The organism is Actinoallomurus liliacearum (genome assembly GCF_039542035.1).
Classification (GTDB): Bacteria; Actinomycetota; Actinomycetes; order Streptosporangiales; family Streptosporangiaceae; genus Actinoallomurus; species Actinoallomurus liliacearum.
The window spans coordinates 426,996-449,215 of the sequence record NZ_BAABHJ010000001.1 but is presented as its reverse complement, the minus strand read 5'-3'; the positions used below and the strand labels follow the sequence as shown (position 1 = coordinate 449,215).

The window sequence follows — 22,220 nt, the reverse complement described above, 5'->3', positions numbered from 1 at the left end:
TCCTGATTCGCTTCTCGCGTCCGGCAATACCCGGCCCGGCGCGTGTCACTCACAGTACGCGCTCATAACGGAACGTGCCCGGCCGGTCACCCGCCGCATGGCGGGGACCGGCCGGGCACGTATCACGTACCGGCGGTCAGGCCTTGTCGCGCAGCTCGCCCTTGATCGTGTCGAGCAGCTCGGTCCAGGACGCCTCGAACTTCTCGACGCCCTCCTCCTCGAGGACCCGGACGACGTCGTCGTAGTCGACGCCGGCCTCCTTGAGCGCGGCCATGTGCGCCCGCGCGTCGTCGTAGGAGTGGATCGTGTCGCCGGTGATCTCGCCGTGGTCGGCGGTGGCGTCGAGCGTCGGCTCGGGCATGGTGTTGACCGTGTCCGGGGCGACGAGCTGGTCGACGTACATCGTGTCGGAGTAGTCCGGGTTCTTCACGCCCGTCGACGCCCACAGGGGACGCTGGACGCGGGCGCCCGCGTCCTTGAGCGCCTTCCACCGGTCGGTGCCGAACTTCTCCTCGTACAGCGCGTACGCCAGCCGGGCGTTGGCGATGCCCGCCTTGCCGGCCAGGTCGGAGCGGCCGGCCTTGTCGAGACGCTTGTCGATCTCGGTGTCGACGCGGCTGACGAAGAACGACGCGACCGACGCGATCTTCGACAGGTCGTGACCGTTGGCCCGGGCCTTCTCCAGACCCTCGAAGAAGGCGTCGATGACCTGGCCGTAGCGCTCCAGCGAGAAGATCAGCGTCACGTTCACGCTGATGCCCTGCGCCAGGGTCTCGGTGATCGCCGGCAGGCCCGCGAGGGTCGCCGGAATCTTGATCATGGTGTTCGGCCGGTCGACCAGCCACCACAGCGCCTTGGCCTCGGCGACGGTCTTCTCGGTCTCGTGCGCCAGGCGCGGGTCCACCTCGATCGACACCCGGCCGTCGAGGCCCTCGGTGCGGTCGTAGACGGGACGCAGCACGTCGGCGGCCCAGCGGATGTCGTACGTCGTGATGGACCGGACGGCCTCCTCGACGTCGACGCCGCGGACGGCCAGATCACGAACCTGCTCGTCGTACGCCGAGCCCTGGCTCAGCGCCTTGGAGAAGATCGTGGGGTTCGAGGTCACGCCCACGACGGACTTGTCGCGGATCAGGGACTCGAGGTTGCCCGTCCGCAGGCGCTCCCGGCTGATGTCGTCCAGCCAGATGGACACGCCCTCGGCAGAGAGCTTCTTCAGGATGTCGCTCATGTCTCTCCTCAGTTGCCGGTCGTCGAACCCCGGCCGCCGGCGTTCGCCTTCGTGAGGCTGGCGCGCGCGGCCGCCACGACCCGGTCGGCGGTGAAGCCGAACTGCTGGTACAGCGTCTTGTAGTCGGCGGAGGCGCCGTAGTGCTCGAGGCTCACGCTCTCGCCGGCCTCGCCGACGTAGCCGCGCCAGCCGAGCGCGATGCCGGCCTCGACGGACACCCGGGCGCGCACGGCCGGGGGCAGCACCTGCTGCTTGTAGGCGTCGTCCTGCTCCTCGAACCACTCGACGCAGGGCATCGAGACGACACGCGTCGGCGTGCCCTCCTCCTCGAGGACCTTGCGGGCCTCGACGGCGATCTGCACCTCGCTGCCGGTGGCGATGAGGATGACCTCCGGCTGCCCGTTCGAGGCGTCGGCCAGGACGTACCCGCCCTTGGCGGTGCCCTCCGCGGAGCCGTACTCCTCGCGGTCGAACGTCGGGACCTTCTGGCGAGTCAGCGCCAGGCCCGCGGGCCGGTCGGTGTGCTCCAGGACCGTCCGCCACGCCACCGCGGTCTCGTTGGCGTCCGCCGGCCGGACGAGGTCGAGGCCGGGGATGGCGCGCAGCGCCCACAGGTGCTCGACGGGCTGGTGGGTCGGGCCGTCCTCGCCCAGGCCGATCGAGTCGTGCGTCCAGACGTAGGTCACCGGCAGCTTCATCAGCGCGGCGAGCCGTACCGACGGGCGCATGTAGTCGCTGAACACCAGGAACGTGCCGCCGTACGGGCGGGTGCCGCCGTGCAGCGCGATGCCGTTCATGATGGCGCCCATGCCGTGCTCACGGATGCCGAAGTGCAGGGTCCGGCCGTAGCGGTCGCCGGGGAACGACTTGGTCTGGTACTCGTCGGGGATGAAGGACGGCTCGCCCTTCATCGTCGTGTTGTTGCTCTCCGCGAGGTCGGCCGAGCCGCCCCACAGCTCCGGCAGCACCGGGCCGATGGCGCTCAGCACCTCGCCGGAGGCGGCGCGGGTCGCCAGGTCCTTGCCCGCCGGGAACTCCGGCAGCTTGGCGGTCCAGCCGTCCGGCAGCCGCCGCGCGCGGATCCGGTCGAACTCCGCGGCGCGCTCGGGGTTGGCCGCCCGCCACGCCTCGTACGGCTTGTCCCACGCGGCGTGCGCCGCGCGACCCCGGTCGACGACCTCGCGGGCGTGCTCGAGCACGTCCTCCGGGACCTCGAAGGTCTGCTCCGGGTCCCAGCCGAGGACCCGCTTGGTGGCGGCGACCTCGTCGGCGCCGAGCGCCGAGCCGTGGATCTTGCCGGTGTTCTGCTTGTTCGGCGCCGGCCAGCCGATGATCGTGCGCAGCGAGATGAACGACGGCCGGTCGGTCACCTCGCGGGCGGCCTCGAGCGCGCGGTACAGCGCCTCGGGGTCCTCCTTGTAGTCGCCGTCCGCGGTCCAGTCGACCTTCTGGACGTGCCAGCCGTACGCCTCGTACCGAGCCGCCACGTCCTCGGACTTGGCGATGTTGGTGTCGTCCTCGATCGAGATGTGGTTGTCGTCGTAGATGACGACGAGGTTGCCCAGCTTCTGGTGGCCCGCGAGCGAGCTGACCTCGTGGCTGATGCCCTCCTCGATGTCACCGTCGGAGACGATCGAGTAGACGTAGTGGTCGAACGGGCTGTCGCCGACTGCCGGCTCCGGGTCGAACAGGCCGCGCTCGCGGCGCGCCGCCATCGCCATGCCGACGGCGTTGCCGAGACCCTGGCCGAGCGGCCCGGTCGTCGTCTCCACGCCGATGGTGTGCCCGTGCTCCGGGTGACCGGGCGTCAGGCTGCCCCACTTGCGCAGGTGCTTCAGGTCGTCCACGGTGAGGCCGTACCCCGACAGGTACAGCTGGATGTAGAGGGTCAGGCTCGAGTGGCCGGCCGACAGGACGAACCTGTCGCGACCGGTCCAGTCGGGGTCGGTCGGGTCATGGCGCATCACCCGCTGGAACAACACATAGGCCGCGGGGGCGAGGCTCATCGCGGTGCCCGGGTGACCGGAACCCGCCTCCTCCACCGCGTCCATGGCCAGCACGCGGATGGTGTCCACCGCTCGCCGGTCCAGGTCGGTCCACTCGAATGACTTATCGGATTGCGTACTCACGAGACGCTCCAGGCTCCTCTCGACTTCTGTCATGTCCCCAGACCCGACCCCAGCCGAAAAGAACCCATGACCAGGCCATGCCGGGGCCCGAATGCGAGCCTATCGCCCGCGCTCCCACCGCTTTGACGGGTGCTCCTCTATCTCAACGCCGCGACCTTGTGCCGAATTTCCCATGGACGCCGCGGTTAATCCGATCTGCCGCGCCTACCCCGGTGACGGGGTACACGGGGACCGGCACTACAGTGATTGCGCGGTGGAGCCCACGTGGCCGGTGCCCGATCAGAGCCGACTGGCGGCAGGAAATCCGAGGATCAGACACAGTGTCCCTTAACGTCGTGAACGCGCAGGTGAACATCCGGTGACGGTGGTCATCAACCGTCCGGCGAGGACTCCTGCGCCGCCCACGTCCGGCCGTCGACCGTTCGGCGCACTCGTGCGCGCCTACGTGGCGCTGACCAAGCCGCGGATCATCGAGCTCCTGCTGATCACGACGATCCCGGTGATGTTCCTGGCGGCCGGCGGACTGCCGCCGCTGTGGCCCGTCGTCGCCACCCTCGTCGGCGGCATGCTCTCGGCGGGCAGCGCCAACGCCCTGAACTGCTACATCGACCGCGACATCGACGCGAAGATGCGGCGGACCCGCCGTCGGCCCCTGCCGATGGTGCAGGTCACGCCGAAGGAGACGCTGGTCTTCGGGATCACCCTCGCCATCGCCTCCACCGTCTTCCTCGCCCTCGCCGTCAACCCGCTGTCCGCCGGCCTGTCGGTGTTCGCGATCCTGTTCTACGTCTTCGTCTACTCGCTGGTGCTGAAACGGCGCACCAAGCAGAACGTCGTCTGGGGCGGGATCGCCGGCTGCATGCCGGTCCTGATCGGCTGGTCCGCCCTCACGAACAGTGTGTCCTGGACCCCGATCGTGCTGTTCCTCGTGGTGTTCTTCTGGACGCCGCCGCACACCTGGACGCTGGCCATGCGCTACCGCGAGGACTACGCGGCCGCCAACGTGCCGATGCTGCCCGTCGTGGCCACCGAGCGCCGTGTCGCCGTCGAGGTCATCGCCTACACCTGGGTCACGGTGGCCTGCTCCCTCGCGCTCTGGCCGATCGCGCACACGACGATCTTCTACCCGATCGCCGCGGCCGTCCTCGGCGCGGCCTGCCTCGTCGAGGCCTACCGCCTTCTCGGCCGGATCCGGGCGGGCATCACCGGCGCGGTGCTCAAGCCGATGCGCTACTTCCACCTGTCCAACGCCTACCTGGCGCTGCTCTTCCTCGCGGTGGCGATCGACCCGCTGCTGCACTGACGGTTAATCTCCCGGCATGGCGCGTGTCGATCCTAAGGCGATCCTCGAAGGACGCATGCCGGGCCGGGCACCGGTCGGGCTGATCATCGGACTGGTCGTCTCGTCGGCCTGTGCGATCGTCGTCCTGGGCCTCGACGCGATGAACGGTGCGCCGTTCATCGTCGGGTTCGTCCTGGCGATCCTGCCCGTTCCGCTGCTGATCGCGCTCGTCCTGACCCTGGACCGGCTCGAGCCCGAGCCGTGGCGGGCCCTGCTGTTCGCCTTCATGTGGGGTGCCGGCGTCGCCGTCCTCGGCGCGCTGATCCTCAACACCGCCGGGTACGAACTGCTCACCAAACCGGTCTTCGGCGAGCGTGGGGAGCTGGTGACGGCCTCCGTCGGCGCGCCCCTGGTCGAGGAGTCGCTGAAGGGCGCGGTGCTCTTCGGGTTCCTGTGGTTCCGGCGCAACGAGCTGGACGGGCTGACCGACGGGATCATCTACGCCGCGATGGTCGCCCTCGGGTTCGCGATGATGGAGAACGTCGGGTACTACATCCGGGCGTTCCACCAGCACAACCTCGAGGCCGTGTTCATCATGCGCGGCGTGGTCTCGCCGTTCGGGCACCCGCTGTTCACCTCGATGACCGGGCTGGGCGTCGCCTACGCCGCGCTGCACCGGGGCGCCGCCCGGGTCGCGGCGCCCGTCGCCGGCCTTTGCACGGCGATGCTGCTGCACGGCGTTTGGAACTTCTCCACCGCGTTCGGTCTCAAGGGCCTGATGATCGCCTACGGCATCGACTTCTGCATCCTCATCGGGCTGATCGTCATCGTCCGCTGGGAGCGCCGCCAGACCGTCCGGCTGATCCAGCGGCACCTGCCGATGTACGCCGGCACGGGGCTGGTCACGCCCCAGGACGTTCACATGCTCGGCAACCTCAAGCTGCGCCGCCGGGCCCGCCAGTGGGCCCGCATGGCCGGCGGCACCGGGGCGAGCCGGGCGATGGCCGACTACCAGCTCGCCGCGACGGAGCTGGCCCTGCTGCACCAGCGGGCCGAGCGGAACGTCGCCGAGCCGGCGTGGTTCTACCGGCGCCGCCAGGACCTGCTGAACCTCATGCACCTGGCCCGGCAGGCGTTCCAGGGGCGGCAGCCGCGCCCTCTCGTCCCACCGTGGACCGGGCAGGGCCAGTCGGGATTCCTCCACCCGGGCGCGTCGTACGGCCCACCGCCGCCGGGCCCGTTCTCGGCACCGGGTCCGTACGCCGGTCCCGCCGGCCCCTACGGCCCGCCGGGCCCATCGGGCCCACCTGGACCACCGGGGCCACCGGCTCCTCCGGGACCTTCCGGTTCGCCGGGCTCCTACGGCCCGCCGGGCCCGTACGGTCCGCACGGCGGCGATGGCACGTCCGGACCGGGGGGACGGCCCTGGGGCCCACCGGGCTCCTGAGGCCCCGAACCGTACCGGGTCGGTGACCGGACCCTGCCGGGCTGCGCACCGGGACGGCGCGGCTTGTCCGCGGTCCACGGCGCGTTCGGCGAGGCTCGCGTTCGGAGTGAGCCGATCAGTGGGCAGCGCGGTCAAGTGACTGGTTGATGCACTTGTGACCGGTTTTGACCATTGACTCCGCAGTGACGGACGTTGACAATGCCGGTAGCCGTGACAACGTTGTCATGGCACTGCGATGGTCCTCCGCCAGCGCGCCCTGTGACCTCCCCCCAGAGGAGCAGCTGTGTTCAGACGCGTCCGCCCTCGATTGGCGAGCCTGCTCGGCCTCGCCTTGACCTCCCTGGCCCTCCCCGCCCTGCCGGCCCACGCGGCGGCCCCCGATCTCGCCTCCTACGTCAATCCGTTCGTCGGGACCCAGGACGGCGGGCCCGACTTCGGGCACGGCGGCGGCGCCGGGATGAACTTCCCCGGCGCCGTCGCGCCGTTCGGGATGATGCAGTGGAGCCCCGACACCGTCCGTTCGTCCGGCGGCGGCTACAAGTACGAGGACAACCGCCTGCGCGGCTTCAGCATGACCCACATCTCCGGGCCGGGCTGTACGGGCGCGCAGGACTTCCCCGTCATCCCGTTCTCCGGGCCGATCAAGAACTCGCCGGCGACCCACGGCACCGACTACGTACAGACCTTCAAGCATGAGAACGAGCAGGCCGCCCCGGGGTCGTACGCCGTGACGCTCGACAGCGGCGTGAAGACGGAGCTGACCGCGACGCAACGGGCCGGCGTCGCACGGTTCACCTTCCCGACGGACAAGGTGGGCACGCTGCTCCTCAACGTGACGGGGTCGATCAACGGCGTGGACGACGCCGAGGCCACCGTCAAGGGCAATACCGTCTCGGGCTGGGCGAAGACCGGGGGGTTCTGCGGCGCGGACACCAAGTACTACGTCTACTTCACCGCGACCTTCGACCGGCCCTTCCAGGCGTACGGCACGTGGAAGGACGACTCGGTCGAGCCCGGCGAGGACGCGGTGCGCGGCAGCGCCCCGGCGAAGGTGCCCCAGCAGACGCGGAAGACCTTCGGGCGGCTCAACAACGGCCCCGAGGGCAGGCCGATGCCGCAGCGCTCCGCGCAGGCCCTGACCGGGGACGTCACCGTCAAGGGCCCAGGATCGGGCGTCTATCTGCAGTTCGACACCAGCAAGGCCAAGCCGGTGCAGATGCGCACCGCGGTGTCGTACGTGAGCATCGACGGCGCGAAGCAGAACCTGAAGAAGGAGATCGGCGGTCGGGGCTTCGACTCCGTACGGTCCGCCGCGCGGGCCGCGTGGAACAAGCGGCTCGGGCAGATCCAGGTCGGCGGCGGCGCCGCCGACCGGCTGCGGACCTTCTACACCGCGCTCTACCACGCCATGCTGCAGCCGTACGTCTTCGACGACGTGGACGGCACCTACACCGGGTTCGACTACCGCACCCACAAGGTCAAGAAGGGCCACCACCAGTACGCGACCTTCTCCGGGTGGGACATCTACCGCAGTGAGGCGCAGCTCATCGCGCTGCTCGCCCCGGACGTCGGCGCGGACATCGCCCAGTCGATGTACAACGACGCGCACTCCGTCGGCGACGTGTGGGACCGCTGGTCGCACCAGAACACCATCACCGGCGTGATGAACGGCGACCCGTACCACTCGATCATCGCGACGATGTACGCCTTCGGCGCCCGGAACTTCGACGCGAACGGCGCGCTGGCCGCCATGGTCAAGGGCGCGAACCGCGTCGGCGAGGACAAGGCCACCGGATACACCGAACGCCCCGGCAACGCCGACTACCTCAAGCTCGGCTACGTGCCGGGCGACCCGGCGACCACGCTGGAGTACGGCATGGCCGACTTCGGCATCGCCCAGCTCGCCCAGCGCCTGGGGGAGAAGGACACCTACCAGGAGTTCATGAAGCGGGCGCACGGCTGGGAGACGATCTACAACCCGTTGAACGACTGGATCCAGCCGCGCTTCGGCGACGGTTCGTTCCTCACGCCGTTCGACCCCGCCGACTCCAACTGGTACGTCGAGGGCAACGGCGCGCAGTACCACTGGATGGTCTACGAGGACGTGGCCGGGCTGTTCAACGCGATGGGCGGCCGGGACCAGGCGGTCAAGCGGCTCGACACGTTCTTCACCAAGCTCAACGCCGGCTCGCACGAGGCGTACGCCTACCTCGGCAACGAGCCGTCCCTGCAGTCCCCGTGGCTGTACGTCTGGGCCGGGCAGCCGTACAAGACCCAGGACGTCGTCGCGCGGGCCCGTACCGAGCTGTTCAAGTCCACCCCGAACGGGCTGGTCGGCAACGACGACCTCGGCACGATGTCGGCGTGGCGGGTGTTCGCCGGACTCGGCATGTACCCGGCGGTCCCGGGCCGCGCCGAGATGGTGCTGAACAGCCCGGAGTTCCCGCAGATCACGATCAAGCGGTCGAGCGGCCAGAAGATCACGATCAACGCGCCGGGAGCCTCCGACACCAACAAGTACGTCCAGTCGCTCAAGGTCGGCGGCAAGGCGACGAGCCGCGCCTGGCTGCCCGAGTCCTTCGTGGCCTCCGGCGGAAAGCTGGACTACACGCTCGGCGCGCAGCCGAACACGAAGTTCGGCAGCGACCCGAAGGACGCGCCGCCGTCCTTCGGCACGGGCGCGCGGCCGTTCCTGTCGGCGCTCCAGCCGGGCACCGCGTCGGTCGAGCCCGGCGGCTCCACCGAGGCCACCCTGCGCGTGCAGGCCGTCGGCGCGGGTGACACCGTCACCTGGACCGCGAAACCGCCGGCGGGCATCACCGTCACGCCGTCCTCCGGCACGCTGAAGGTCGCCGACGCCGGGCACGCCGACCAGAGGGTCACCGTGTCGGTGGCCGCCGACCAGAAGCTGGACTACTACTCGGTGCCGTTCGAGCTGACCGCCTCCGGGCAGTCGGTGGGCACCACCGGCATCTCGCTGAACGTCGCGAAGCGCGGCACGATCGAGTGGTACCAGAACAACGCCGGCATCTCCGACGACGGCAAGGCGGGGACGGCCAACTTCGACGGCGGCGGCTGGAGCTACTCCGCGCAGGCCCTGGCGGCGGCCGGACTCAAGCCGGGGCAGCCGGTGGCGTGGAACGGCTTCACCTTCACCTGGCCGAACCGAACGCCCGGTCAGCTCGACAACGTCCAGGCGAACGGTCAGGTCGTCGGCCTGCCGACCGCCCCGAGCGGCGCGTCGAAGCTCGCCTTCCTCGGCGCGGCCGGCAACGGCGACGCCTCGTCGACGGTGACGATCACCTACACCGACGGGTCGACGGCAACGGCCAAGCTGGAGTTCAGCGACTGGGCGCTCGGCGCCGACGCCTACCCGCCGAAGTTCGGCAACGCGACCGTCGCCAAGACGCCGTACCGGAACACCTCCGACGGCGGCAACCAGAAGATCAACATCTACGTGTTCGCGGCCACGCCGATCGCGCTCGACGCGAGCAAGCAGGTCAAGGGCGTGACCCTCAACACGCCGTCCAGCGGAGGATCGCTGCACGTCTTCGCCTGGGCGTTCGCCTGATCCGATCCGGGTGAGCCCGCCGCGTCGGCGGGCTCACCCGGTCACCCGGACCCGGCTCCCCGTGATGCCCCGGTGCCACGCGTACCGGGGCATCAGCCGTGCTCCGGGTCCGCCACGCCGTCGACGTCGACGAGGAGGTGGCGGGGCCCGCGCAGTTCGGCGCTCGGACGGTACGGCGGCGGGTCGGCCACGACGCGGGGATTCTTCAGCCGCTTCGCCAGCTCGGTGAGGGCGATCTGCGTCTCCAGCCGGGCGAGCGGAGCACCGAAGCAGTAGTGGACGCCGCCGCCGAACCCCAGGTGCTCCGTGTACTGGCGATCCGGGTCGAAACGGTCGGGGTCGGGCACGTGCGCCGGATCGCGGCTCCCCGCCGCGAGCGCCACGGCGATGGGCGAGCCCTTCGGGATGGTGGTCCCGCCGAGCTCGATGTCATCCAGGGCGATCCGTGAGGAGAGGAAGTGCACGGGAGGCTCGTACCGGAGCAGCTCCTCGACCGTGGAGACGGCCAGGCCCGGCTCGTGCCGCAGCCGATCGAGCACCTCCGGGTGACGCAGCAGGGTGAGCATCCCGTTGGTGATCAGATTGACCGTCGTCTCATGGCCGGCGATCAGCAGCAGCGTGGCGGTGGCCACCACCTCGACCGGGGACATCGCCCCCTCCGGGCCCTCGTCGGTGGCGAGGCCGGAGAGCAGGTCGTCCCCGGGCCTCTCGCGGCGCTCATCGGTGATCCCGCCGAGGTATCGATGCAGTTCGCTCACTGCGGCGTGCCGTCGCCGCATCCGCTCCGCCAGACCCTTCTCCCGGGGATCGAGCGACTCCACCACCGCGTCGGCCCACTCGTGGAACCGCGCCTCGTCCTCGCGCGGCACCCCGAGGATCCGGCAGATCACCGTGACCGGGAACGGGTAGGCGATGTCGTCGACGATGTCGATGCGCGCCCGGGACGCGACATCGTCGATCAACTCCGTGACCACGCGGAGCATCTCCGGCCGCAGGCTCTCCACCAGGTGCGGCGAACGCGGCGGGCCGAAGTGACGCATCGCCAGGCGACGGAGCCGGTCGTGCTCGGGCGGGTCGGTGTTGATGAAGGAGGGCGGCAGCACCGCCGCGACGTCCCCCGATCCGGGCTCACCAGGCTGCGGGACGTTCCGGCGGGTCGAGCTGACGCGCGGATCGTGCAGCAGCGCGACGATCTCGTCGTACCCGCTGACGACGTAGAGTCCGTCCTCCTGCCGGGACACCGGGGTCCTGCGCAACTCGGCGTACAGCGGGTACGGGTCGGCGCGGTTGGCCGGATCGAGGATCTGGTCGAAGACGCTGATCGGCGCCACGGCGGCACCTCCTTCTGACTCGTTCACCGGTCGCCGTGCAGCAGCGAGGCGCGGCGTTCGGCCGGATCGTGCCCCGTCACCATGACGGTGACCTGGGTCGCCTCCAGCCGCTCCGGCACCTCGGCCGGGACCGGCCGCCTCTCCTCGGCCCGGTCGGCGGTGCGGAGCTCGGGCGGGAAGGGCGCGGCGCGCTCGATCAGGCGCTGATAGAACTCCAGCCACATGGCCTGGTCGAACGTGACCGCGGCCGTGATCCGGCCCCGGTAGCCGTAGACGGCGACGAACCGGCGTTCCGCGAGGGAACCCTGCGCGATGACCACCTCGTCGGCGAAGGTCGGCACTCCGACGGACTTGATGTTCGTCCCGAACTGGTTGGACCAGAACACCGGCAGGGAAAGGTGCGGCCAGCGGTGCGCCTGGTCGCTGATCATGTTGTGCGCCGCGATCTCGGCCTGGGCGACCGCGTTGCCCCAGTGCTCGAGCGCCATGAACTGGTAGTTGTAGACCGGATGCGGGAAGCGCGCGACATCCCCCGCGACGAAGACGTCATCGGTCACCAGGCCGTTGCTGTCGAAGGCCCGGCAGCCCGCGTCGCAGGCGACCCCCCACACTCCCGCGGCCAGCCCGGAGTCCCGCAGCCACTCGACGTTGCGGATCGCCCCGAGGGCGACCACCACGACGTCGGCCTCCACCGTGCTCCCGTCGGAGAGCCGCGCGGCCCGGACCCGGCCGTCCGCGTCGCCGTCCAGGGCCTCCACCGTCACGCCGCACCGCAGGTCCACGCCGTGCTCCCGCTGCAGGTCGGCCGCGACGGCTCCGATCACCCCGCCCAGCGCGCCGACCAGCGGCGCCGGGCCGCGCTCCACGACGGTCACCGGCAGGTCCAGCGCCCGGCAGACCGACGCGACCTCCGAGCCGGTGAACCCCGCACCGATGACCAGCACCCGGCGCGGGCCGGCCGCGAGGCGCTCCCGCAGCCGGGCCGCCTCGTCCATCCCGCGCAGCGGGAGCACCCCTTCCAGCGCCGCCTCCCGGCGGTTCGGCCACGGCCGGGCCCGCGCGCCCGTCGCGATCAGCAGCCGGTCGAAGGACACCTCCCGGTCGTCGGCGAGCCGTACCCTCCTGGCCGCCAGGTCGAGGCCGGTGGCGGCGATACCGGGCAGCCACTCGGCATCCAGCTCGCGCAGGCGGGGCAGCAGCGTGTGATCCTCCGGAGCGAGGCCCGTCAGCACCTGCTTGGACAGCGGTGGACGGTCGTACGGCTCGTACGGTTCGTCGCCGATCAGGGTGAGCGAGCCGGCGAAGCCGTCCCGGCGGAGGACGCCCGCGGCCCGCGCGCCGGCCAGCGACGCGCCGACGATCACGATCCGTCCCGTCTTCCGGAACCCGTCGCCGGCACCGACCGCCGGGGGAGCGGGACCGGCCCTCGTCCCACGGTGCTGGGTGGCCATTCGGTCGACGTGGATCGCCTGTACCGGGCAGGCCGCGGCCGCCCGCAGGATGTGCTCGCGCTGCGCGTCGTCCGCGTCGGGGTCGTACAGCAGCGCCTCCTGACCGTTCATGGTGAACACGTCCGGCGCGAGGAACGCGCACTGCCCGTACCCTTGGCACCGCGTGAGGTCGACGATCACCCGCATCCGGCGCACCCCCCGTTGCGCGCGGCCGCCCGGCGAACCCGGCCGACGCCGACGCGGCGGCCTTACCCGGCTGTCGGTCGTAGACCTACCCCGCGTTCCGGCCTTTCAGGCAAGGTGAAAGACCGGTACGCGGCATCGACGACGCTCAGAAACGGGTCTTGGCCACGCTGCGGGGGTCGTCGACGCGGCGGGTCTCGTACAGGTCACCCGCACGCGCCCTCGCCCGCCACGGCCGGGCCTTGTGCAACGCCACGTCGAGGGCCGGGTCGCCCCGATCGAGCCGCACGCAGACCAGCCCGGGCCGGCCGTCCCCGGCACAGCTCCCGAGCCGGTACCCGTGGGGCCCGATCACCCCGGACGGCATGGCGGCGCTGCACTGCGCCGGCACGGACACCGAGATCCACAGGCCGGCGGCCGCGTGCGCCCGCGCGAGGACCTCGAAGATCGGGTCCCGCGAGTACGAGGAGAACAGCACGCAGTCGACCCCCGAGGCGGCGTACTCGAGGAACAGCTCCGGGAAGTTGATCTCGATGCAGAGCGCACAGCCGAACCGGAACCCGTCGACGTCGAACACACAGGCGTCGAAGCCGGGGGAGTACCAGTCGCCGATCTCGGTGTGCGAGCACCGCCTCTTGTCGTACCGGCCGACCGGCTCACCCTGGTCGGAGATGACGTACAGGCTGTTGTGCGGCCGGTTCGGGGGTGTCAGACGGTGGTTGCCGCCGACCACCACCCACACAGGCCGAGCTCACCCGCCAACGCGGCGACGCCCTCTAGTTGCTCCCGGACGGCGGCCCAGTCGACGTTCCAGCCGGACAGGGCCTGTTTCGCCGCCCGGTCGCCGGGATAGCCGGAGATCGCGCCTTCGGGGAACTGGACGAGCCGGGCGCCCGCCGCTCTCGCCGCCGTCATCATCTCCCGGACGGCCGTGCCGTCGGCCTCGGGGTCGCAGCCGACCGGGATCTGCGCGGCCGCGACGGTCAGGGCGTCGGCCCACCTGGCGCAAAGCTGGCATCCACGAGGGTTACCGGATCGTCGGCAAACGGGGCAAACACTGGGATGTCCGGCGGCTGTCCCGCAAGACGGGTGAGGTGTGGATCCCGAAGGTCGGCTGGGTGCGGTTCCGTTGGTCCCGCCAAATCCCCGATTCGGCCAAGTCCTTTCGGGTGAACCGGGACCGGGCGGGCCGCTGGCATGTGTGCTTTGCGGTGATTCCGCCATCCATCGACGGCCCCGGCACAGGCGAGGTCGTCGGCGTCGATCGCGGAGTGGCCGTCTCCGCCGCCCTGCCCACCGGCGAAAAGCTGTCTGTACCCGGCCTGCGTAAGACCGAGGCCACCCGCCTGCGGCGCCTGCAACGCAGACTCGCGCGCACCAAGCGCGGGTCGAACCGCCGGGCACGAGTCAAGACCACAATCGCCCGAATCAAGGCGCGGGAGGCCGACCGGCGTAAGGACTGGGTGGAGCAGACCTCCACCCGTCTCGCCGCCGAGTATGACCTGATCCGGGTCGAGGATTTGAAGATCAAGAACATGGTGCGGTCCGCGCGCGGCACCCTCGCCGCGCCGGGCACGAACGTACGGGCCAAGGCCGGGCTCAACCGCTCCATCCACGAGGCCGGCTGGGGCCAACTGGTCACCCGACTGGAGCAGAAGGCACCAGGCCGGGTGGAAAAGATCAGGCCCGCGTACACGTCTCAGACCTGTCATGCCTGCGGGCATCGCGCTGCGGAGAACCGTGAGAGCCAAGCGGTCTTCCGTTGTCGCGCCTGCGGGCATGTCGATCACGCGGATGTGAACGCGGCCAAGAACATCAGAGACCTCGCCGTCGGACGGACGGTGACAGCGCGGGGAGCCCTTCAGCCGCTGGGCGGGGCCATGAACCGCGAACCTCAACCTGTCTTCATCTCCAGGGTAGAGATCGGGTCTGGAATCCCCCATCTTCAGATGGGGGAGGACGTCAATGCGCCGCGGTCACCAGGCCGGTCTCGTAGGCGATGATGACGAGCTGCACCCGGTCGCGGGCGTCCAGCTTGGTCAGCAGCCGGGTCACGTAGGTCTTGACGGTCGCCACGCTGATGACCAGCTCGGCCGCGATCTCGGCGTTGGACAGGCCGCGTCCGACGAGGGTCAGCACCTCGTGCTCGCGTTCGGTGATGCCGTTGAGCGTGCGCCGTCCGGGAACGGGTCCCGGGCGGTCGGCGAACTCCTCGATCAGGCGGCGCGTGACGCTCGGCGCGATCAGACCGTCCCCGGCGGCGACGACGCGGATGGCGGTGAGGATGTCGTCCAGCGCCATGTCCTTGACGAGGAACCCGGCCGCACCGGCGCGCAGGGCACCGTAGACGTAGTCGTCGTCGTCGAACGTGGTGAGGACGACGACGTGCGTCGATCCGCCGTCGGCGGTGATCCGCCGAGTCGCCTCGATCCCGTCCATCCCGGGCATGCGGATGTCCATCACGACGACATCCGGCTCGAGGCTTCCGGCCAGCTCGACCGCCTCGGCGCCGTTTCCGGCCTCTCCGACGACCTCGATGTCGGGTGCGTCGGTGATGACCATCTGCAGTGCGGTGCGCACCAGCGGCTGGTCGTCGGCGAGGACAACGCGGACGGTCATGAAACTCCTGTCGGTAGGGGGAGGCGAGCGGTCACGCGGAACCCGCCTTCGGTCCGTGGTCCGGCGGTGAGGTCACCGTGCAGCAGGGCGGCGCGCTCGCGCATGCCGACCAGGCCGTAGCCGGTGCCGGTCGTGGTGCCGTGGCCGCGGCCGTCGTCGACGACCTCGATCGACACGTCTTCGTCCTGGTAGTCGATGGAGACGGTGCAGGAGGTGGCGTCGGCGTGGCGGACCACGTTGGTGACGGCCTCCTGGATGATCCGGTACGCCGACAGGTCGACCTCCGGGGGCAGCGGGCGGCGTTCCCCTCGCCGGCGGACGTCGACACGGACCCCGGCGGCGGTCGTCGTCGCGGCCAGCCGGTCGACGTCCGCCAGGCCGGGCATCTCGTCGAGCGGCGCGGTCTCGGCCCCCTTCTCCAGTTCCGCCTGGCGGAGGGCGCCGAGCATCCGGCGCAGCCCGGACAGCGTCTCCCGGCTGGCGGTCTCGACCTCGCCGAGCGCCTCGCGCGCCCGTGCGGGCTGCGTGTCGATCACTCGTTTCGCCGCGCCGGCCTGGAGTGCGACGATGCCGATGGTGTGCGCGACCATGTCGTGCATCTCGCGCGCGATCCGGAGCCGCTCGGCGGTGACGGCGTCGGCCACCGCGCGCGTACGCAGCGCCTCCCCGTGCTCGCGGCGCTCGCGGATCAGCCTGCCGACCATGTACGCCGTGGCGAGCGCCAGCAGGGCCATCTCGGCGTTGCTGCCCACGTCCGTTCCGTCGGAGAAGGCCCCGACGGTCAGGAACTGCACAACGAGGGACAGCAGGACGGCGGCGATCGAGACCCGAGAGGTCCGGGTGGCGACGATGAACGCCAGGGCCAGATCCACCGCCAGAAAGGGAAGGAACGGGGCTCGGCCGCTCTGGTGCTGTGGATTCGCCAGCAGGACCACGGCGACGCAGCCGAGGAGCATCATGAACAGCGCGAGCAGCGGGACCCGCCGGAGCACGCCGATGAGCAGGGTCATCGACAACATCGCCGCCACGGCCAGGGCAGGGTTGTAGTACAGCCTGGGGCCCGGCGAGCCCAGTTGTGACCAGGCCAGCGCGAGAGGGAACAGGACGGCTCCGCCCCAGGCCGTGATCGCCCTCCTCATCATCTGACTCCCGCCGGCAGCGGGAAGCGGGCCGCGACGCGGAAGCCGCCTTCGGTCCGTGGTCCGGCGGTGAGGTCGCCGTGCAGCAGGGCGGCGCGCTCGCGCATGCCGACCAGGCCGTAGCCGGTGCCGGGGGTGGTGCCGTGGCCGCGGCCGTCGTCGACGACCTCGATCGACAGCTCATCCTCCAGGCAGTCGATGGACACGACGCATGATCGAGCGTCGGCGTGGCGGACCACGTTGGTGACGGCCTCCTGGATGATCCGGTACGCCGACAGGTCGACCTCCGGGGGCAGCGGGCGGCGTTCCCCCTGCCAGTGGACGTCGATGCGGACCCCGGCGGCGGTCGTCGTCGCGGCCAGCCGGTCGACGTCGGCCAGGCCGGGCATCTCGTCGAGCACCGTCGCCCGTGCTCCGTCCTTCAGCTCGGCCTGGCGGAGGGCGCCGAGCATCCGGCGCAGCCCGGACAGCGTCTCTCTGCTCGCCATCTCCACCTCCCACAGGGCGTCGCGCGCTCCGGTGGGCTGCGTGTCGATGACTCTTCGCGCCGCGCCGGCCTGGAGGGCGACGATGCCGATGGTGTGCGCGACCATGTCGTGCAGTTCGCGCGCGATCCGGAGCCGCTCGGCGGTGACCGCCTCGGCCGCGGTCTGGGCCCGCCTGGCCTCGGCGTGCTCGCGGGCCTGGTGCGTCGAGTTGCCGATGAGCCAGGCGACCAGCGCGGTCATCGCCACGGCCAGCTCCGTCGACGTCCCAATGGTCCAATCGCAGGCCAGCCGGAACGTGAGAAACGCCGTGAGCGTGGCGAAGACCAGACCGGCGGCGGTGAGGGACACCCGGCGTCGCCCGGTGGCCGCGATGAAGTACAGGGCGACGTCGACGGACAGGAACTGCGGCACCGGGATCGCGCCGACGCTCAGCGGGAGCGTCCCGAAGACGGAACCGGCGAGCACCAGGACGAGAGCCGCGATCGGCCACCGCCGCAGCAGGCCGCCACCGAGCAGCGTGAGCGCCGTGGCCAGCGCCAGCGTCGTCCGGCCGTCCCACCGGTGGAAGAGGACCCCAGGGTAGACCGAGGCCACGCTCTCCGCGGGCAGTCTCATCCGGATGAGGAACGTGAACATCGTGCCGGCGCACCAGGCCAGGGCCGTCCACGCGCCCGGCGGTACGCGCTTGAACAGGGGAGAAGGGGGCACGGCGGACATGCCTGGAATCGTAATCGTCTGATCTTCGTGCGGCATCGGACCACGGATGTACGACCACGGTCGGCACCCGCGCCACGCGAATGCCGACGACGGCCCGATGCGCGGCGGACCCGGCGCGCGACACCGTTGGCCCCGTGATCGAAGTGAGCGGACTGACGAAGCGCTACGGCTCGAAGACGGCCGTCAACGGATTGACCTTCAGCGTGCGCCCCGGACACGTCACCGGGTTCCTCGGCCCCAACGGCGCGGGCAAGAGCACCACCCTGCGGATGATCCTCGGGCTGAACGAGCCCACCAGCGGAACCGCCACCGTCGCCGGCCATCCGTTCCGCGACCGCCCGCGCGGGCTCCGTCACGTCGGCGCGCTGCTCGGCGCCCAGGACGTGCACGGCGGCCGCACCGCGTACGCGCACCTGTCCACCCTCGCCCGCGCCAACCGGATCCCGCGCGGCCGGGTGGACGAGGTCCTGCGCGAGGTGGGACTGACGGAGGCGGCGCGCCGTCGCATCGGCGGGTTCTCCCTCGGCATGAGGCAGCGGCTCGGCATCGCGACCGCCCTGCTCGGCGACCCGCCCGTCCTGCTGTTCGACGAGCCGATCAACGGCCTCGATCCCGAGGGCGTGCGGTGGGTCCGCGGCCTGTTCCGCCGCCTGGCCGCCGAGGGCCGGACCGTGTTCGTCTCCAGCCACCTCATGAGCGAGATGGAGCACACCGCCGACCATCTCATCGTCATCGGCCGGGGCGAGCTGATCGCCGACGAGAGCCTGGCCGGGTTCGCGGCCCGCGGCACGCCCCAGAGCGTGATCGTGCGCACGCCCGACACCTCCGCGCTCGCGGCCGTCCTGACCGCCGAGGGCGGGTCCGTGCGACCGGACGGCGACCGGGCGCTCATGGTCACTGGGCTGAGCGCCGCCCGCATCGGCGAACTCGCCTTCCAGCACCGGGTGCTGCTCCACGAACTCGCCCCCCGCACAGCCTCGCTGGAGGAGGCGTTCATGGAACTCACCGCCGACAGCGTCGAATACCTCGCCGGAGACCCCCGATGACCGCACCGACCCGCACCGTCCGCCCCGCCGTCACCGAGCCGCGCGCCCGGTTCCGCGACCTCCTCGCCGCCGAGTGGGCCAAGCTCTGGTCGCTCCGCTCGACCTACTGGACCCTGCTCCTCAGCGGGCTGACCATCATCGGAATCAATATCAACGCGGCCGTCGCCGACTACCACAACTGGCCGCAGTACAACTCCGACATCCGCGCCATCTTCGTCCCCATCTGGGCGATGCGCGACGCGTTCACGCAGATCGCCGGCATGATCGTCATGCTCGCCGCCGGCAGCGTCGGCGCGATCACCATCACGGGCGAGTACGGCACGGGGCTGATCCGAACCACCTTCGCGGCCGTGCCGGCCCGCCGTTCGCTGGTGACCGCCAAGCTGATCGACGTCACGGTGGTCATGCTCGGCTACGGGACGGTCGTCGCCGGAGTCTCCTTCTGGGCCACCCAGGCCATCCTGTCGGGCCGCCACGTCGGCATGTCCATCGGGTACCCCGGAGCGTTCCAGGCGGTGGCGGCATCGGCGCTGCTCGCACCGGTCAGCGCGCTCATCGGCATGGGCCTCGGCGCGATCATCCGGCACGGCGCGGCCACCATGGTGATCACCACGGCGGTGCTCCTGCTGCTGCCCCTCTGCTTCACCGACCACTACCGCTGGACGGCCGACGTCAAGCACGCGCTGCCCGCCAGCGCCTGGGGACGCCTGGTCGACGTCGGCTACGGACGCTTCGACTTCCCCGTCCGCCATCCGACGACGACCACCGAGGCGTGGATCACGCTGGCCCTCTGGGCGCTCGCCGCCGCGGCCGTCTCCATCGCCGTCGTCCACCACCGGGACGTGTGAACCCTGGGCGCCACGCGAGCGCGCGTCGGCGGTCATCCCTGCCGTCTCGCGGAGCTTGCGGGCTCCGGGGCTCGCCCGCTGAGGCGTACCGAATGCTCGGCGACCGCAGCCCGAGAAGGGGACCAAGCTCGCATATTGGCGCCAGGAACGAGGTCTTTCCCGAGTATTCGGTACGTCCCCCGTCCGACCCCACCAGGGAGATGACGCGCCGGCCGGTCTTCACGGCCCGGTGAACCCGTGCGGCCATTGCCCGATCATGGTCATCGTGCCCCTTCGTCTCGGGGTTGCCGCCGGCTCGTGTCCTGCCACGGGAATGGGGCACGGTCGGGTTCGACCCAGCCGGTCCTGGCCTGTGCGGAGGCCAGCGTCGCCGGGTGGTAGAAGCGGGTCAGAAGGCGCTTGTCGAGCAGGGCGGGGTGGTGGTCGGCGAATGCGGTGAAGTCGTCTTCGCCGTGTTCGGCCGCGTGGTGACCGACCAGTTCGACCCAGGCCCGGCTCATGGTCGCGTGGTACTTCTGGGGCACCTTCGCATAGCGGGCGGTGCGCTGGATGCCGTCGCCGACCAGGCCGACCGCCGCGGACACGCCGACCCGTCGAACGGCCAGCCAGGTCAGACGGACATGTTCCCGGTGGCCGAACCGCTCGGCGGTCGCCATCACTTCGGCCATCAACGCATCGAAGTCAGGGGCGCCGTCGGAGGGACGCATGGTCATGAGGGAACCTCCGTCAGGGCTTGCAGGGCGGCGCGCAGGTGGGCGATCGCGTCGTCTGGCAGGCCGCCGAGCGCGCGGTGCTCCAAGTCGGCCATGGCCTGCCGGATCGTCGTGGCGGCCACCTGCCCGGACGAGGTGAGTTCGATGAGTACCGCCCGGCGGTCTCCGGAGCGGGTGCCGCGGGTGATGTGGCCGCGTCGTTCCAGGCGGTCCAGCACGCTGGTCAGTGTGGTGGGGCGGGTGCCCACGGCCGCGCCGAGTTCGGACACGGTCCGCCCTCGGCCGTCGGCCAGGTTCGCCAGCGCGTTCATCTCGGAGGTGGTCAGGCCCAGGTCGACGAGCTCCGCGGAGAGCGCTTGCAGGGTGGCGTGGGTGGCCCGCTGCAACGCGAGCAGAGCCGACCATCCAGATGGTACGGATTCGGACTTCACGATTACGGAATATACGATTTCGTACTGTCTGCTGCAAGCGAGAACGATCGCGCCCCACGTCGTAAGGGCCGGTCGCGAGGTTCTCCCCCGGCGGGGCAGGGCCTGCCGTGGATCAGAACCGGCCGGGCCAGGCAGGTCCTGAGCCCGTAACGCCGAAGACGCCCCGCCATCCTCCTCGAGAGGACGACGGGGCGTCGTCGTATGGTCCCGGTCGAGTAGCACGCGCTCCGTCCTGCCGGACGGGCGGCTCTCGGCTCCGTGGCCGGGGCATTTCCTCCCCCCATTGAAGGCGGAGGAAATGCCCCTTTCCGGGTCAGGCGATGATGCGGAGCGGGTTCTCCAGCAGCCCGGCCAGCTCGCCGAGGAACTTCGCGCCGGTCGCGCCGTCGCAGGCGCGGTGGTCGACGGAGAGCGTCAGCGTGAGCCGGTCCCGGGCGACGAACTCACCGTCGTCGCCGACCACGACGTCCTTGCGGGTCCCGCCGACGGCGAGGATCCCCGCCTCCGGCGGGTTGATGACCGCGGTGAAGGAGTCGACGCCGAACATCCCGAGGTTGCTGACGGTGAACGTGCCGCCGGACATCTCCTGCGGGGTGAGGCGCTGCTCGCGCGCCCGCCCGGCCAGCTCGCGGGTCTCCATGCCGATCTGCGACACGGTCTTACGGTCGGCGTCCCGGATCACCGGGACGACGAGGCCGTCCTCCAGCGCCACGGCCACGCCGACGTTCACCCGCTTGTGCACGAGGAGGTTGTCCTCGGTGAACGACACGTTCAGCACCGGGTTCGCCCGCAGAGCCGTCGCGCACGCCTTGACGATGAGGTCGTTGACGCTCACCTTGGCCGGGGCGAGCGACTCGTTCAGCGTCTTGCGGAAGGCCAGCAGCGCGCCGACGTCGACGATCCGCGTCAGGTAGAAGTGCGGCGTCGTCTGCATGCTCTCGGTGAGTCGGCGGGCGGTGACCTTCCGGATCCGGCTGAGCGGCACCCGCTCGACGTCCGGGTCCTCGGTCGCGGCGGGAGCCGCGGTCGCCGCGGGCGCGGCGGCGACCGCCGGGGCCGGGGCGTTCTTGAGCGCGGCCTCGATGTCGGCCCGGACGATCCGGCCGCCGGGGCCGGAGCCGGTGAGCGTCGCCAGGTCGATGTCGTTCTCGCGCGCCAGCCTGCGCGCGAGCGGGGAGGACGGCGGCCGGGAGCGGGCGCCGTTCGACGCGGCGGCGGCGACGTCCTGCGCCGGAGCCGTGGCGGTCGCGGCGGGGGCCGGCGTGGCGGCGGTCTGCTGCGGCGCGGCCGCCTGGCCGTTCGCGGCGGCGGAGGCCTCCGGCGCGGCGGGGGCCTGCCGGGGCGCGGGTGCGGACTCGCCTTCGGCCAGCAGGACCGCGATCGGCGTGCCGATGCCCGCGGTCTGGCCCTCCGCGACCAGGATCTCGCCGAGGACGCCGTCCTCGTACGCCTCGTACTCCATGAGGGCCTTGTCGGTCTCGATGTCGACCAGGGCCTCCCCGGCGGTGACCTTGTCGCCGGGCTTCTTGTGCCACGCGCTGATGACGCCTTCCTCCATGGTGTCGGACAGGCGCGGCATGAGGATCTCGGGCAT

At 71.0% G+C, this 22,220-nt stretch carries 18 protein-coding genes; 6 read left to right on the top strand and 12 right to left on the bottom strand.

Features of this window, described 5'->3' with window-relative positions; genetic code table 11:
• Positions 1–136 precede the first annotated feature (136 nt).
• Complete coding sequence (gene tal, locus ABD978_RS02115) at positions 137–1,231, bottom strand: transaldolase (protein ID WP_345347242.1); 1,095 nt, start codon at positions 1,229–1,231, stop codon at positions 137–139.
• Positions 1,232–1,239: 8 nt separating this feature from the next.
• On the bottom strand, positions 1,240–3,360 hold the full coding sequence (gene tkt, locus ABD978_RS02110; protein ID WP_425550662.1) for a transketolase: 2,121 nt from the start codon (positions 3,358–3,360) through the stop codon (positions 1,240–1,242).
• A 358-nt stretch (positions 3,361–3,718) separates the two neighbouring features.
• On the opposite strand from tkt, the gene ABD978_RS02105 reads away from it, so the two are divergent.
• From ABD978_RS02105 to ABD978_RS02095, 3 genes are all read left to right on the top strand, one after another.
• Entirely contained in the window at positions 3,719–4,663 is a 945-nt protein-coding gene (locus tag ABD978_RS02105) for a heme o synthase (protein WP_425550661.1), read from the top strand.
• 16 nt (positions 4,664–4,679) lie between these two features.
• Positions 4,680–6,089, top strand: coding sequence for a PrsW family intramembrane metalloprotease (locus ABD978_RS02100; protein WP_345347236.1), 1,410 nt, complete (start codon positions 4,680–4,682; stop codon positions 6,087–6,089).
• Between the two features lie 283 nt (positions 6,090–6,372).
• Complete coding sequence (locus ABD978_RS02095) at positions 6,373–9,660, top strand: GH92 family glycosyl hydrolase (RefSeq protein WP_345347233.1); 3,288 nt, start codon at positions 6,373–6,375, stop codon at positions 9,658–9,660.
• Positions 9,661–9,752: 92 nt separating this feature from the next.
• Here ABD978_RS02095 and ABD978_RS02090 read toward each other — a convergent pair whose 3' ends face one another.
• From ABD978_RS02090 to ABD978_RS02075, 4 genes are all read right to left on the bottom strand, one after another.
• Positions 9,753–10,991: a cytochrome P450 gene (locus ABD978_RS02090; protein WP_345347230.1), complete on the bottom strand. Its 1,239-nt coding sequence runs from the start codon at positions 10,989–10,991 to the stop codon at positions 9,753–9,755.
• A gap of 23 nt (positions 10,992–11,014) precedes the next feature.
• Positions 11,015–12,628, bottom strand: a complete 1,614-nt coding sequence (locus ABD978_RS02085; protein WP_345347227.1) for an FAD-dependent oxidoreductase — start codon at positions 12,626–12,628, stop codon at positions 11,015–11,017.
• A 145-nt stretch (positions 12,629–12,773) separates the two neighbouring features.
• The gene (locus tag ABD978_RS02080) at positions 12,774–13,367 is read right to left on the bottom strand and encodes a carbon-nitrogen hydrolase family protein (protein ID WP_345347224.1); all 594 of its coding nucleotides are present in this window, start codon (positions 13,365–13,367) and stop codon (positions 12,774–12,776) included.
• Positions 13,334–13,540, bottom strand: a complete 207-nt coding sequence (locus ABD978_RS02075; RefSeq protein WP_345347485.1) for a carbon-nitrogen hydrolase family protein — start codon at positions 13,538–13,540, stop codon at positions 13,334–13,336. The genes ABD978_RS02080 and ABD978_RS02075 overlap by 34 nt, the downstream gene beginning before the upstream one ends.
• A gap of 101 nt (positions 13,541–13,641) precedes the next feature.
• On the opposite strand from ABD978_RS02075, the gene ABD978_RS02070 reads away from it, so the two are divergent.
• Entirely contained in the window at positions 13,642–14,628 is a 987-nt protein-coding gene (locus ABD978_RS02070) for an RNA-guided endonuclease InsQ/TnpB family protein (RefSeq protein WP_345347458.1), read from the top strand.
• Here the strand turns inward: ABD978_RS02070 and ABD978_RS02065 are convergent.
• From ABD978_RS02065 to ABD978_RS02055, 3 genes are read right to left on the bottom strand one after another with little or no spacing between them, the layout of a single operon-like run.
• On the bottom strand, positions 14,588–15,244 hold the full coding sequence (locus tag ABD978_RS02065; RefSeq protein WP_345347221.1) for a response regulator: 657 nt from the start codon (positions 15,242–15,244) through the stop codon (positions 14,588–14,590). The genes ABD978_RS02070 and ABD978_RS02065 overlap by 41 nt on opposite strands.
• Complete coding sequence (locus tag ABD978_RS02060; RefSeq protein ID WP_345347218.1) at positions 15,241–16,383, bottom strand: sensor histidine kinase; 1,143 nt, start codon at positions 16,381–16,383, stop codon at positions 15,241–15,243. The genes ABD978_RS02065 and ABD978_RS02060 overlap by 4 nt, the downstream gene beginning before the upstream one ends.
• Positions 16,383–17,588, bottom strand: coding sequence for a sensor histidine kinase (locus tag ABD978_RS02055; protein ID WP_345347215.1), 1,206 nt, complete (start codon positions 17,586–17,588; stop codon positions 16,383–16,385). Before ABD978_RS02055 ends, ABD978_RS02060 begins: the two co-directional genes overlap by 1 nt.
• 134 nt (positions 17,589–17,722) lie before the next feature.
• Between ABD978_RS02055 and ABD978_RS02050 the strand changes: the two genes are divergently transcribed.
• On the top strand, positions 17,723–18,634 hold the full coding sequence (locus tag ABD978_RS02050; RefSeq protein ID WP_345347212.1) for an ABC transporter ATP-binding protein: 912 nt from the start codon (positions 17,723–17,725) through the stop codon (positions 18,632–18,634).
• A complete protein-coding gene (locus ABD978_RS02045) occupies positions 18,631–19,482 on the top strand; it encodes a hypothetical protein (RefSeq protein WP_345347209.1) in 852 nt (283 codons plus the stop codon). The genes ABD978_RS02050 and ABD978_RS02045 overlap by 4 nt, the downstream gene beginning before the upstream one ends.
• A 260-nt stretch (positions 19,483–19,742) precedes the next feature.
• Here the strand turns inward: ABD978_RS02045 and ABD978_RS02040 are convergent, their stop codons facing one another.
• The 3 genes from ABD978_RS02040 to ABD978_RS02030 form a co-directional block, all read right to left on the bottom strand.
• Positions 19,743–20,195 carry a hypothetical protein gene (locus ABD978_RS02040; protein WP_345347206.1) on the bottom strand — a complete coding sequence of 151 codons (453 nt, stop codon included), beginning with the start codon at positions 20,193–20,195 and terminating at the stop codon, positions 19,743–19,745.
• Complete coding sequence (locus ABD978_RS02035; RefSeq protein WP_345347203.1) at positions 20,192–20,626, bottom strand: MarR family winged helix-turn-helix transcriptional regulator; 435 nt, start codon at positions 20,624–20,626, stop codon at positions 20,192–20,194. Before ABD978_RS02035 ends, ABD978_RS02040 begins: the two co-directional genes overlap by 4 nt.
• Before the next feature lie 313 nt (positions 20,627–20,939).
• Positions 20,940–22,220 carry a dihydrolipoamide acetyltransferase family protein gene (locus ABD978_RS02030; protein WP_345347200.1) on the bottom strand — a complete coding sequence of 427 codons (1,281 nt, stop codon included), beginning with the start codon at positions 22,218–22,220 and terminating at the stop codon, positions 20,940–20,942.

What these genes read in the sequence shown, in the direction of transcription:
- tal (WP_345347242.1), bottom strand. Translation starts at nt 1,231, where the DNA reads ATGAGCGACATCCTGAAGAAGCTCTCTGCCGAGGGCGTGTCCATCTGG.
- ABD978_RS02100 (WP_345347236.1), top strand. Translation starts at nt 4,680, where the DNA reads ATGGCGCGTGTCGATCCTAAGGCGATCCTCGAAGGACGCATGCCGGGC.
- ABD978_RS02085 (WP_345347227.1), bottom strand. Translation starts at nt 12,628, where the DNA reads ATGCGGGTGATCGTCGACCTCACGCGGTGCCAAGGGTACGGGCAGTGC.
- ABD978_RS02075 (WP_345347485.1), bottom strand. Translation starts at nt 13,540, where the DNA reads ATGACGGCGGCGAGAGCGGCGGGCGCCCGGCTCGTCCAGTTCCCCGAA.
- ABD978_RS02065 (WP_345347221.1), bottom strand. Translation starts at nt 15,244, where the DNA reads ATGACCGTCCGCGTTGTCCTCGCCGACGACCAGCCGCTGGTGCGCACC.
- ABD978_RS02060 (WP_345347218.1), bottom strand. Translation starts at nt 16,383, where the DNA reads ATGAGGAGGGCGATCACGGCCTGGGGCGGAGCCGTCCTGTTCCCTCTC.
- ABD978_RS02055 (WP_345347215.1), bottom strand. Translation starts at nt 17,588, where the DNA reads ATGTCCGCCGTGCCCCCTTCTCCCCTGTTCAAGCGCGTACCGCCGGGC.
- ABD978_RS02045 (WP_345347209.1), top strand. Translation starts at nt 18,631, where the DNA reads ATGACCGCACCGACCCGCACCGTCCGCCCCGCCGTCACCGAGCCGCGC.
- ABD978_RS02040 (WP_345347206.1), bottom strand. Translation starts at nt 20,195, where the DNA reads ATGACCATGCGTCCCTCCGACGGCGCCCCTGACTTCGATGCGTTGATG.
- ABD978_RS02030 (WP_345347200.1), bottom strand. Translation starts at nt 22,220, where the DNA reads ATGCCCGAGATCCTCATGCCGCGCCTGTCCGACACCATGGAGGAAGGC.